We start from the raw sequence: 12,468 nt of genomic DNA, 5'->3' as shown, positions 1-12,468 counted from the left end.
ATGAGCGCCCAGCTTAGCACAAGCGTTCTCGGCTTCGGTCGTTCGCGATCCGCCAGGCGGCTAGGCGTCTTCGTCGGCGTCGGGATAACGCAGCGGCACCAGGCTTTTCTTCACCGATTGGAGTTGTTCCGCGAGCTTGGGGCCTCGCGTCTTGGCCACGCCCACGGCGAGCACGTCGATGATCACCAGATGCGCCACACGCGAGCTCATCGGCGTGTAGATTTCGGTGTCCTCGTGCACGTCGATATAAAGCGGCAGGGTGACCTCGCTGGCCAGCGGCGAGTCGCTGGGACATAAACCGATCACCGTAGCGCCGGTCTCGCGGGCCAGGCGAACGCTGGCCACCAGCGCCCGGGTGCGCCCGGTCTGGGAGATGGCCACCACCACGTCACGCGGCGTCAGCGTCACCGCCGACATGTTCTGCATGTGCGGATCGGAATAAGCCGCTGTGGATATCTGCAGACGGAAGAACTTGTGCTGGGCATCGAACGCCACCGCCCCCGAAGCACCGAAACCGTAGAATTCCACACGATCGGCCATGGCCAGGGCGTTGACCGCCTTGCCCAGCGCGGCATGATCGAGCCGGTCACGCACCGAGAGCAAGGTGCCCACGGTGGAATCGAAAATGTTGTGGGCAAATTCGGCGACGCTGTCGCTATCGTTCATCGAGAACTGCGCGAACTGGCTCCCTGTGGCCAGCATCTGTGCCAGTTTGAGCTTGAAGTCCTGGAAACCGTTGCACCCCAGCGCGCGACAGAAACGCACCACGGTCGGCTCGCTGACCTTGGCCTCGGTGGCCAGATCGACGATGCGCATGTGGATAACATCTTCGGGATGACGCAACACGAAACGCGCCACCTTCTGTTCGGAGCGCCGAAAGTGCTCCATGCGGCGTCTCATCTCGTCGAACAGGGCACTGCTCATGATGGCGCGACTCCTTGGCTGACCAGCAACGACGTGAAAACAGCTTCGATTCTAGTATGCCGCAGGCGTTGAAGGGGAGAAAAAACACTCGTTTCAGTCCCCGCGTCACAATTCTGTCAAGTGCGTTATAGTAATGATGTCAAGCGGAACGCGGCTAGAGGGTAATAAGCCGGTTGTGAGGACGATTGGGAGATTCGATATGCGCGATGCCGAACATCTTCAATCCTTGAAAAGCGAGCTTCTCGACATCCACATGAGTCTGGAAATGATCGAGCACGAACAACGCAAGAAAAACGCCGCGACACGCTATCTGCGCGCGCGGCGCGGCATTGAATTGCACCGTGAATTCAAGCGCCTGGAGCGCGACATCGTCGATTACGACGACTGGCAGTGAACACAGAGACGCCATGAGCGGAAAGCCTGCTCATGGCGTCTCTGAGCGTTCCAGATCCGGCGCGGGCAATATGCGCCCGCGCCGAGTCGTCAGGCCATGTTCAAAGGCTGCTGACGAACACGATCACCACAGCGATGGGTGCGATGAAGCGTACTGCCACACGCCACAGCGTGAAGGCGCCATCACCCATGTTGAGCTGCGAGCGCAGTTCATCGCGTCCCATGAACCAGCCCACGAACAGCACGGTAGCCAAGCCGGTCAGCGGCAGCAGCAACTTGCTGGTGGCATAGTCGAGCAGATCGAAGATGGTCATGCCGGCGAACTTGTCGAACATGCCCAGCGGCGTGACATCGCCCCAGATATTGAACGACAGCACCGTCACCAGACCCAGTGCCCAGGTTGCCAGCCCCGCGACGATGGTCGCGCCCACGCGCGACAGCGGCGAGCGTTCCTCGAGCCATTCCACCACCGGTTCGAGCAGCGAGATCGCCGAGGTCCACGCCGCGAATACCAGCAGCACGAAGAACAGCACCCCGAAAAGCCAACCACCGGCCATATTGCCGAACGCTAGCGGCAGAGTCTGGAAGATCAGGCCCGGGCCCGCAGCCGCATCCAGCCCATTGGCGAATACGATGGGGAAAATGGCCATCCCGGCGAGCAGGGCGATGACCGTGTCCATGATCACCACGATGAGCGCCGAGCGCCCGATGTTGACGTCATCGGAGAGATACGAGCCATACGCCATCATGATGCCCATGCCCAGACTCAGGGTGAAGAAGGCATGCCCTAGCGCGGCGAGAATGCCGTCTTGGGTAATCTTGGAGAAATCCGGCGTGAACAGGTAAGCCGCCCCTTCGGCGAAGGCACCGGTGGTCGCAGCGTAACCCACGAGCACCACCAGCAGCACGGCCAGTGCCGGCATCAGGGTCTTCGCTGCACGCTCCAGCCCACCGGCAACGCCACCCACCACGACCCCGATCGTCATGATCATGAACAGGCTATGCCAGAGCAGCAATTCCACGGGACTCGCCAGCAGGTTGCCGAAGAGAGTGCCGACACTATCGTTGTCCAGCCCGCTGAAGGTATCGACGACGGCCATTTGAATGTACGCCAGCGCCCAGCCGCCGATCACGCTATAGAACGAGAGGATCAAGTAGGCGCCGAGAATACCGGCCACACCGATCAATACCCAAGCACGGCTACGCTTGAGGCGCCGTGTGATGTCACCCATCGTCGAGATGGGGTTCTTCTGGCCCAGGCGGCCAAGCAACCATTCGGACATCAGCATCGGCAAGCCGACCAGGAAGATGCAGATCAGATAGACCAGAACGAAAGCGCCACCACCGCTTTCGCCGGTCATGTAGGGAAATTTCCATATATTGCCCAGGCCGACCGACGAGCCGACGGCGGCCAGCACGAAGGCCATCCGGGAGGACCACTGCGCGTGCGAATGAGACTTGTAAGACATTGCTTCACCTGAGTTGCGTGGCGCCATCGCGCGATTAAAGGATGACGTTGTATTGTTGTTGCCACGTCCCTTGGGTATGGATCGCACACCGCGACATGGAGCATGACAGGCCCTTGCAATCGTTGGGATCTAACCACCGATCAACAAGGAGACCGCACCGCTCGCGGCGATGTCAGCCACCGTAAGGGTGTCGATAAACACCGATTGAGGAGACGACTGTCCTCGACGTCGTCCACAAAGAAGCGCCATTTTAGCGACAAGTTTTAGCCAAAACCATTCGCGTATAGCGTCAAGCCATTAACGGCGATTCATAGGGCGCCATGGCGTTATCACCGCCACTAGAAAAGCGCGCTCTGGCGCTCGCCGGGAAAGGCTTCGAGAGGCGGCAATTCGACGCGTTCGGCCAAGCGTGCATAGAAGCGTCGCGCCAATTGTGGCGCTTGCCGGTTGTCCGGCGTATGCACAAACAAAAAAGGGGTTTTCCCCTGTTTTATCCACAGTACCAGACGCTCACACCAAGGCGTAAAAAGTCGCTCGTTGATGGCCATATCACAATGCCCGATGAAACGCACGATAGGCATATTTGCCGTGGAAATCACGTGTAACGGGCGTTTCGGCTTTTCGCCCTGAGCCTTGATCAAGCGCGTATCGGTGCCGGCGGGCGTGTCGAAAAGCGGCCTGACATCGAGCATGACCCGGTCCACTCCCAAAGTTATCAACAAGCGGTTCAATTGCTGTTCTGCCGCCCCTTTGTGGAAAAAATCACTATGACGCACTTCCACGGCACAGGGTATTGCCGACGGCCAGTCTCTCAACAATGCCTCCAGTGCTGGCAGTTCCGGGGCCCCGAAATCACGCGGCAATTGCACCATCGTCGGCCCTAGCCGGTCATGTAACGGCGCTAGCGCTGCAAAGAACGTCTCGAGCTCATCCGCGATACCCACCAGGCGTTTTTCATGCGTGAGATGCGCCGGCAACTTGAAGCAAAAACGAAAATTCGCCGGCGCCTGGCGCGCCCACTGGGCGATGGTCGCCGCCTTGGGCGGCCCACTATAAAAGGTCGTGTTGCCCTCCACGCTACTGAACACGGCACCGTAATCGTGCAGCATGCCCTCCTGCGGCGCATGTTGCGCGTAGAGACTACCGCGCCATTCGACATTGGCCCACATCGGCAACCCCAGGAACAAGCCTGGCTGCCCCCCCGTCATGACGTGCCTCGCGATTGTATCGCGGGTATCCCGCGGCTATGATGCGCTCCACGAAGCCGCCTCACCGGGTACGCTTCTTGCTTCGTACTATTGACCCGCCACTCGGCCACAAGCCCGCGGCGGTTCGCCGACCATCCTCGGCATCGATTCATCTTCCACACCCACGGGAGAGACAACATGAAGGTTTCCTGGCGTTCCTGGTTGACGCTGCTCGAAGGCTGCCTGTTGGTGGCGCTCGGCGTACGACTTCTGCAATCCGCCGATCTGCTGGTCAGCGGTACCGCAGGGTTGAGCTTGCTGATCAGCGATCTGCTGCCGGTGAGTTTCGGCATCACTTTCTTCGTCATCAACCTGCCCTTTTACGGGCTCGCATTCAAGCAATTGGGGCGCGATTTCACGCTCCGCACGCTCTCGAGCGTGACCTTGCTTTCAGTACTTAGCGACACTCTCACCGCCACGCTTCCCTTGGGCAGCACCCATCCTGTGGTGTGCGCCATCGCGGCGGGGTTGTTGATTGGCCTCGGGCTTGCGCTGCTGTTTCGCGCCAACGCCTCGCTGGGCGGCCTCAACATTCTCGCCCTTTATCTGGAACGCCGCGTGGGATGGCATGCAGGTCGCACCACGTTGTGCTGCGACCTGCTGCTGCTGTTGCTGGCCGTCATCGTCTACCCATGGACACAAGTAGCCGGCTCAGCCTTGGCATTTCTCACCTTGAGCGCGGTACTCGGCCGTTACCATCGCAAGACCAGTGGCCAGCGTCACCAACCCGGTGACGACGATGACGAGATGACGCGCATTCCGCGTCGCAAGGGGGCGCTATCCCCTCATCGCGCTTCGATCGCGCGCTTGCGGCCCCTCAACGAGGAAGGTTAAGACCAAAACGCCACTGGCACGATCCAGTTCGGCAAGGCATCATCGCTGGCGATACCCATTCCAGGAGTCGGCCGCCGAGGTGCCTTGCTTGTTCATGCCATTGCCGCGATCGATCATCGATGCCGCCCACACCCTGCGCCAAATCGCTCGTGCGGCGTGGTTGTTGCCGCTGCTGGCGCTCGCGGCCTGCAGCACTCGACCTCCCGCGCCGAGCACGCCACCACCGGCGACATCCGAACACATGCAGCCCATGGCCTGGCAGGCACTGCCCGGCTGGCGTGACGATAACGTCATCGCCGCCTGGAGTGCGTTTCTCGCCAGTTGTTCACGGCTTGACCAGAAGCCGCGGTGGGCATCGATCTGCGCTGACGCCAAGCATGTCGACCCACTCAATGACGACGCCATCACGCGCTTCTTCGAGGCCCGCTTTCAACCTTACCGCTTGCTCAACGACAATGGCTCCGCCACGGGCACGATCACCGGCTATTATGAGCCCATTCTACATGGCTCGCGTGACCGCCACGGGCCCTACCAGACGCCGCTTTACCGTTTTCCCGACGCCTGGCAAGCAGCACCTCATCGTGTCCGCGCCGAGCAGCGCAGCCTGTTGAATAGCGGTGCCCTGCGCGGTCAGGAACTGGTTTGGGTCGACAGTCCCGTCGAGGCTGCTTTCCTGCAGATCCAGGGCTCGGGGCGTGTCCGGCTGGACGACGGCGGCACCATGCGGGTGGCTTTCGCAGGCTCCAACAATCAGCCCTTCCGCTCGTTCAATCGTGCCCTGATCGAGCGCGGGGAAATCGACGCCTCCCAAGCGACCCTGCCCGGTGTAAAGGCCTGGGCCAAGCGGCACCCCGAACGCGTGGAAGACATGCTTACCGTCAATCCGCGCATGGTGTTCTTCCGTGAGCTGGATAGCGATCACAGCGCTACCCAAGGGCCGATCGGCGCCCTCGGCGTACCCCTGACCGCACAACGCAGCCTCGCCGTGGATCCCTCGCGCATTCCGCTAGGTGCGCCGATCTTCCTGTCGACCACACAGCCGCTCTCGAAGAAACCCTTGCAACGCCTGATGGTTGCCCAGGACACCGGCAGCGCCATCCAGGGTACGGTACGCGCGGATTTCTACTGGGGACACGGCGAAGCGGCCGGTGAACGCGCCGCACGCATGAAGCAGGATGGTCGCCTGTGGGTGCTGATGCCGAAATGAGCCGATCATCGGGCGAGAGGAGAGACCCATGAGTGAAGTTCGTCACGCCACGGCCCCGTTGGCAGTGGTCACCGGCGCCACCGCTGGACTCGGACTCGAGACCGCCAAGGGCCTGGCCGAGCAGGGTTATCGCGTGATCGTCACCGCACGCAACGTGGAAAGAGGCGAGCTGGCCTGTCATGCCATTCGCACCCATGCGCCCCATGCCGAGGTGCGCGCCGAACCACTCGATCTCGACAGTCTGGATTCGGTACTCGACTTCGCCCGGCGCCTGGTACACCGCGAGTCCTCGCTGGAGCGGCTGATCAACAACGCCGGGATCATGGCCCTGCCGCACCTTGAGCGCACACGGGACGGCTTCGAACGCCAATGGGGTGTCAACTACCTGGGCCATTTCCTGCTCACCAGCGAGTTGCTGCCACTGCTCATCGCCGCGACGGCGCCCCGCGTGGTGCAACTCTCGAGCCTCGCCCATCGTAGCGGACGCATCGCCTTCGATGATTTGAACGGCGAGACGCACTACGACTCCTGGCAAGCCTACCGGCAATCCAAACTCGCCATGCTGTTGTTCGCCCAGGCGCTGCAGAAACACAGCGATGCCCAGGGCTGGGGGCTTTTGAGCCTGGCCGCCCATCCTGGATTGTCGCGTACCGCGCTGTTCGACGCCGGGGTCAAAAGCCGGCCCTTTATCGGCAGTGTCTTCAAGCTGACCCTGCCACTGATCAGCCAGTCCGCCGCCGAGGGCGCCCGACCCACGCTGCATGCCGCACTCAGTGCAAGCATCGGTCCCGGCGATTACATCGGGCCCGACGGTCTCGGCGAGACACGTGGCGCACCCAAACTAGCCCGACGCGCCCGCAACGCACGCGATTCGGCGGTCGAGGCGCGTCTATGGGATGTCTCGTGCGAGCTCACCGGGGCACGCTGGGAAACGACATACCCTGCATAGGCACTGCCAGACTCTACAGACCTTCCAGCCTCTACAGCCCTTCTTCCAGCAACTGGGGGGCGAAGTAGGTCATGATCAGATCGGCACCGGCGCGGCGCATCGAGCCCAGCGTCTCGCGAATCACCGCCGCTTCATCAATCACGCCCTGCTGTGCCGCCAGACGAATCATCGCGTACTCACCGCTGACCTGATACGCCACCAGCGGCAACAGGCTGTTGCGGCGAATATCCGCCATGATGTCGAGATACGCCAACGCTGGCTTGACCATCAGGAAATCGGCGCCTTCGGCCTCGTCGGCCAGCGACTCACGCAGCGCCTCGCGACGGTTCATGGGATCCATCTGATAGGTCTTGCGATCCCCCTGGAGTTCGGTGCCCGCCGCTTCGCGGAAGGGCCCGTACAGCGCCGACGCCAGCTTGGTGGAATACGCCATGATGGGAATGTCCTCGAAACCGGCCTCGTCCAGGGCCGCGCGAATCGTCGCCACCTGACCGTCCTGAGCCGCCGAGGGCGCAATGATGTCGGCCCCCGCCCGAGCAGCCGCGACCGCCTGGACACCGAGATTGCGAATCGTCAGGTCGTTGTCGACCGTGTCGCCCTTGAGGATGCCGCAGTGGCCGTGCGTGGTGTACTCGCAGAAGCAGATATCCGGAATCACCACCATCTCGGGGTCGGCCGCCTTGATGATGCGTACCATGCGCGACACCAAACCATTGTCGTCCATCGCATCACTGCCACTGGCGTCCTTGTGATGCGAAATCCCGAACGGCATGATGCCCTTGAGGCCCAGCGCGCTGAGGCGCTTCACCTCGTCCGCCAGTTGGCTTTCCGGCACACGATACTGCCCCGGCATGCCCTCGATGGGGACAAAATCGTCCGCACCTTCCTCGACGAAGATCGGGTACACCAGATGCTCTGGACGCAGCGAGGTTTCGCGCACGATGTCACGCAGCGATGATGTGCGCCGCAGACGCCGCAGACGGGCCTGGGGAAACTGAGCAGGCATGTAAGACTCCTTGATCGCCGCCGGGCGCGGCGGCGCCCGGCGTTAAGAACCGCGATGTATTTTATAGCACGCTAACAAATTAACCCAGCCGACAAAATGTCGCATCACTCCACCGTCACCGACTTGGCCAGGTTGCGCGGCTGGTCGACATCGGTGCCCTTGAGCACGGCGACATGATAGGCCAGCAATTGCAGCGGAATGGTATAGACGATGGGCGCCAATGCCTCGCTGATGGCCGGCACGCGCAGCACGTGCAGATGCTCGGAGGGTTCGAGGCGAATGCCTTCATCGGCGAACACGAACAACTCGCCGCCGCGCGCGCGAACCTCCTGCAAGTTGGATTTCAGCTTCTCGAGCAATTCATCGTTGGGGGCCACGGCGATCACCGGCATCTCGCTGTCGACCAGCGCCAAAGGCCCGTGTTTCAGCTCGCCCGCCGGATAGGCTTCGGCATGAATATAGGAGATTTCCTTGAGCTTGAGTGCCCCTTCCAGGGCAATCGGGAAATGCGCGCCGCGTCCCAGGAAGAGTGCATGATGCTTCTCGGCGAACGCCATCGACAGTTGCTCGATCTCGCCATCCAGGGCCAGCACCTGGTTGATCACCCCGGGCAACTCCCTGAGCCCCTGAACCAGCGGCGCATGCTCGCCATTGGCACCCCGCACCCGGCCCAGCGCCAGGGCCAGTAGCATCAACGCCACCAGTTGGGTGGTGAAGGCCTTGGTCGAGGCGACGCCGATCTCGGGGCCGGCCTGCGTCATCAAGGTCAGATCCGACTCCCGCACCAGCGAGCTGCCCGGCACATTGCAGATCGCCAGGCTACCGACATAGTCGCGCTGCTTGGCAAAGCGCAGCGCCGCCAGCGTATCGGCGGTCTCGCCGGACTGCGATAGCGTCACGAACAGTGTACCCTCAGGCACTACGACCTCGCGGTAGCGATATTCCGAGGCCACTTCGACCTGGGTCGGTACGCCGGCCAGTTTCTCGATCCAGTAGCGCGCCACCATGCCCGCATGGTAGCTGGTCCCGCAGGCGATGATATGCACCTGGCGCACGCCCTCGAATAGCGATGCGGCCTCCGCCCCGAAACTGTTGACCAGCACCTGATGATCGCCGAGACGGCCTTCCAGCGTGGCCGCGATCACCTGGGACTGCTCATGGATTTCCTTGAGCATGAAGTGACGATAACCCCCCTTGCTGGTCACGCCGTCGCCATGCTCGAAGATGGTCACCGGACGCTCGGCCCGCTCGCCGCTTGCCTCGAAGAGCTCGATCTCGCCGCCCCGGGCCAGGCGCACCACATCGCCTTCCAGCATATAGATGAAGCGGTCGGTGACCTGCAACAGCGCCAGCGGGTCGGAGGCGAGGAATGCCTCGCCGATGCCCACGCCAACCACTAACGGGCTACCCTTGCGCGCACCGATGATCGCATCGGGCTCGGCACGGTGCACCACCGCCAGGGCGTAGGCGCCTTCCAGCAGTGCCACGCTGCGTTGCACGGCCTGGAGCAAGTCTTGGGAAAGGGTGAACTCGCGTGACAACAAGTGCGCGATCACTTCGGTGTCGGTCTCGGAGGTGAAGACATACCCCTGGGATTCAAGCTCGGCTTTAAGCGCCTCATGGTTCTCGATGATGCCGTTATGCACCACCGCCAGGCTATCGCCGGATTGATGCGGATGCGCGTTCTGCTCGCTGGGGCGACCGTGCGTGGCCCAACGCGTGTGGGCGATACCCAGGGTGCCCTTGAGCGCCGTGTCGGCGAGCTTCTCTTCCAGAGCCGCTACCTTGCCCACTGCACGTTGACGATTGAGGCGCGCATCGTCGGAAAGCACGGACATGCCCGCCGAGTCATAGCCGCGATACTCGAGACGGCGCAAACCTTCGAGAAGAATTTCCTGCACGTGACGCTCGGCGACGGCCCCTACGATTCCACACATATTGAACTCCTCGTCTTCATTCGTTGACCGCGGCGCGGATGACGGCGATGCCCTGAGCCTCGATCCGTCGACAGGCATCAGCATCGAGCCCCTCGTCGGTGATCAGGGTATGGATCCGTTCCCACGGCAGTTCCAGATTGGGGATGCGCCGACCGATCTTGTCGGATTCGGCGAGCACCACGACTTCGCGCGCGACCTCGGCCATCACCCGCGATAGCCCCAGCAATTCGTTGTAGGTGGTGGTCCCACGTTCCAGGTCGATGCCATCGGCACCGATGAACAATTGATCGAAATCGTAGAAACGCAACACCTGCTCGGCGACCTGGCCCTGGAAGGATTCGGAATGCGGGTCCCAGGTACCGCCGGTCATCAGGATCGCCGGTTCGGGCTCGACCTCGCGCAAGGCGTTGGCCACCGACAGCGCGTTGGTCATTACCACCAGCCCTTCACGCCCGCCCAGTTCGGGAATCATCGCCGAAGTGGTGGTACCGCTGTCGATGATGATGCGGTTGTGAGCACGGATACGCTCGCTGGCGGCACGTGCAATCGCCCGCTTTCGTGGCGAAAGCGGCGCATTGGCTTCCGCCAGTATCTCACTGGGTAACGGAACGGCACCGCCGAAGCGACGCAACAGCAGACCGCTCTTCTCCAGGGTGGCGAGATCCTTGCGTACGGTGACTTCGGAGGTTGCGAAGTGGCGGGCAAGCGTATCGACGCTGGTTTCACCTTGCTCGTTCACATAGGCCAGCATGGCATGGCGGCGCTGGGCAGTATCGCGTTTGGGCATGGCATCCTTTTTCACGAAAGATATTTCTTACGAAACGAAACGATGTGCTTATCAAACGCGATTCGACATCTTCGGTCAAGCGCAGCCCAGCGACGTGTAGAAAAATCCTCCGCCCGCGATCAACAACGTCATACCAAGGGCGACGCTCCCTGGGATGAGAGCGCCGGAGTTCGATACTCAGGAAGACTTGCGGGGGCGCTTCCAACCCGTACGCGTGGTCTGACGGGGTCGCGCCACCGCCAGGGCTCCGGCATCGACATTCTTGTTGATGGTCGAGCCAGCCCCGACCGTCGCGCCATCGCCCAGCGATACCGGTGCCACCAGAGCGGTGTTGGAGCCCACGAAGACATCGTCGCCGATGTCGGTGCGGTGCTTGTTGGCGCCGTCGTAGTTGCAGGTGATGGTGCCCGCGCCGACATTGACGCCACGCCCCAGCCGAGCATCGCCGACGTAGCTCAAATGATTGATCTTGCTGCCTTCGCCGACATCGGCATTCTTGGTCTCGACGAAGTTGCCGACCTTGCTGTCGCATGCCAGGCGCGTACCGGGACGCAAGCGCGCGAAGGGCCCGATGTGGGCGCGTGATGCCACCTCGGCGCCGTCGATGATGCTATGCGCCTCGATGACCGTCTCCGCCTCAATATGGCTGTTGCGGATCAACGTATAGGGGCCCACGCTGACGCCATCGCCGAGCGTCACCTCGCCCTCGAACACGCAGCCCACGTCGATGAAGACATCATGTCCGCACTCGAGGCGGCCACGCACATCGAAACGCGCGGGATCGGCCAACGCCACGCCCTCGACCAACAGCCGCTGGGCTCGGTCGCGCTGATAGGCACGCTCCAGAGCCGCCATCTGCACGCGGTTGTTGACGCCCTCGACTTCCAGCGCCGAGGCGGGCGCGGCCGTGGCGATTTCGATACCTTCAGCCGCCGCCATGGCGAAGATATCGGTCAGATAATACTCCCCCTGGACGTTCTCGGCGGAGAGCCGGGGTAACCAGCGCTTGAGCTGCGCCCCGGTGGCGGCGACGATCCCGGTATTGCATTCGGTGATAGCGCGCTGGGCCTCGCTGGCCTCCTTGTGTTCGACGATGCCCGTAACGCGGCCGTCGGCATCGCGCACGATTCGCCCGTATCCGCTGGGATCGGCCAATTCCACGGTCAGAAGGCCCAGGCGGGTCTCATCCACCTCGGCAAGCAACCCCGCCAAGGTCTCGGCGCGGATCAGCGGGACATCGCCGTAAAGGATCAGCACCTTGCCGTCGTCCATGTTCTCCAACGCCTGGGCCACCGCATGACCGGTCCCCTTCTGTTCGGCCTGCAGGGCGAAACGCACCTCGCGCCCACCAAGCTCGGTCTCGACCTGCTCGGCGCCGTGGCCGATCACCACGTGCGTGCGCGTCGCGCCCAATTGCTCGGCGGTATCCAGCACATGCGTCACCATCGGCTTACCCGCCAACGGATGCAGGACCTTGGGCTTGGCCGAACGCATCCGCGTTCCCTGGCCGGCGGCGAGTATCACCACGTCTAACGTCATCGCTGTCGTCCCTATGCATCTCTTGAAGAAGATGGGCGTATTCTACGGCGGGCGGAAGGCGCTACCAAGCGACATGCGTCATGTCTCGGCACGATATGTAAACGTCCGTGACACGCGGTTAGCGGATCGCATCCACGAAAAAGGCGACCCGTGGGTCGCCTTCATGACAGCGGCAT

Annotated in this window: 11 protein-coding genes; 4 read left to right on the top strand and 7 right to left on the bottom strand. The window is 62.2% G+C overall.

Annotated features, from left to right (window positions below; translation table 11 throughout):
* Positions 1-60 precede the first annotated feature (60 nt).
* Entirely contained in the window at positions 61-924 is an 864-nt protein-coding gene (gene hexR / locus RVY79_RS05370) for a transcriptional regulator HexR (protein WP_317463009.1), read from the bottom strand.
* Between the two features lie 199 nt (positions 925-1,123).
* Here hexR and RVY79_RS05365 point away from each other — a divergent pair, with 199 nt between their 5' ends.
* The gene (locus RVY79_RS05365; RefSeq protein ID WP_317463008.1) at positions 1,124-1,318 is read left to right on the top strand and encodes a PA3496 family putative envelope integrity protein; all 195 of its coding nucleotides are present in this window, start codon (positions 1,124-1,126) and stop codon (positions 1,316-1,318) included.
* Between the two features lie 100 nt (positions 1,319-1,418).
* On the opposite strand, the gene RVY79_RS05360 is transcribed toward RVY79_RS05365, so the two are convergent.
* Together RVY79_RS05360 and RVY79_RS05355 are read right to left on the bottom strand one after the other, a co-directional pair.
* A complete protein-coding gene (locus RVY79_RS05360) occupies positions 1,419-2,786 on the bottom strand; it encodes a sodium-dependent transporter (RefSeq protein ID WP_317463006.1) in 1,368 nt (455 codons plus the stop codon).
* 338 nt (positions 2,787-3,124) lie between these two features.
* The gene (locus RVY79_RS05355) at positions 3,125-3,994 is read right to left on the bottom strand and encodes a DUF72 domain-containing protein (RefSeq protein WP_317463005.1); all 870 of its coding nucleotides are present in this window, start codon (positions 3,992-3,994) and stop codon (positions 3,125-3,127) included.
* 177 nt (positions 3,995-4,171) lie between these two features.
* On the opposite strand from RVY79_RS05355, the gene RVY79_RS05350 reads away from it, so the two are divergent.
* From RVY79_RS05350 to RVY79_RS05340, 3 genes are all read left to right on the top strand, one after another.
* Positions 4,172-4,867, top strand: a complete 696-nt coding sequence (locus RVY79_RS05350) for a YitT family protein (protein ID WP_317463004.1) — start codon at positions 4,172-4,174, stop codon at positions 4,865-4,867.
* 94 nt (positions 4,868-4,961) lie between these two features.
* Entirely contained in the window at positions 4,962-6,074 is a 1,113-nt protein-coding gene (locus RVY79_RS05345; RefSeq protein WP_317463003.1) for a murein transglycosylase A, read from the top strand.
* A 28-nt stretch (positions 6,075-6,102) separates the two neighbouring features.
* Positions 6,103-7,023, top strand: coding sequence for an oxidoreductase (locus tag RVY79_RS05340; RefSeq protein ID WP_317463002.1), 921 nt, complete (start codon positions 6,103-6,105; stop codon positions 7,021-7,023).
* Between the two features lie 31 nt (positions 7,024-7,054).
* Here the strand turns inward: RVY79_RS05340 and hemB are convergent, their stop codons facing one another.
* From hemB to glmU, 4 genes are all read right to left on the bottom strand, one after another.
* Entirely contained in the window at positions 7,055-8,029 is a 975-nt protein-coding gene (hemB, locus tag RVY79_RS05335) for a porphobilinogen synthase (RefSeq protein WP_317463001.1), read from the bottom strand.
* A gap of 104 nt (positions 8,030-8,133) precedes the next feature.
* The gene (glmS, locus tag RVY79_RS05330) at positions 8,134-9,966 is read right to left on the bottom strand and encodes a glutamine--fructose-6-phosphate transaminase (isomerizing) (protein ID WP_317463000.1); all 1,833 of its coding nucleotides are present in this window, start codon (positions 9,964-9,966) and stop codon (positions 8,134-8,136) included.
* A gap of 16 nt (positions 9,967-9,982) precedes the next feature.
* On the bottom strand, positions 9,983-10,768 hold the full coding sequence (locus RVY79_RS05325; RefSeq protein WP_411161700.1) for a DeoR/GlpR family DNA-binding transcription regulator: 786 nt from the start codon (positions 10,766-10,768) through the stop codon (positions 9,983-9,985).
* Between the two features lie 162 nt (positions 10,769-10,930).
* A complete protein-coding gene (glmU, locus tag RVY79_RS05320; protein WP_317462999.1) occupies positions 10,931-12,292 on the bottom strand; it encodes a bifunctional UDP-N-acetylglucosamine diphosphorylase/glucosamine-1-phosphate N-acetyltransferase GlmU in 1,362 nt (453 codons plus the stop codon).
* Positions 12,293-12,468: the final 176 nt, after the last annotated feature.

It is taken from the genome of Chromohalobacter sp. HP20-39, from assembly GCF_033052815.1.
Classification (GTDB): domain Bacteria; phylum Pseudomonadota; class Gammaproteobacteria; order Pseudomonadales; family Halomonadaceae; genus Chromohalobacter.
The sequence above is the reverse complement of the archived record's forward strand: the minus strand, read 5'-3'. Positions and strand labels throughout refer to the sequence as shown.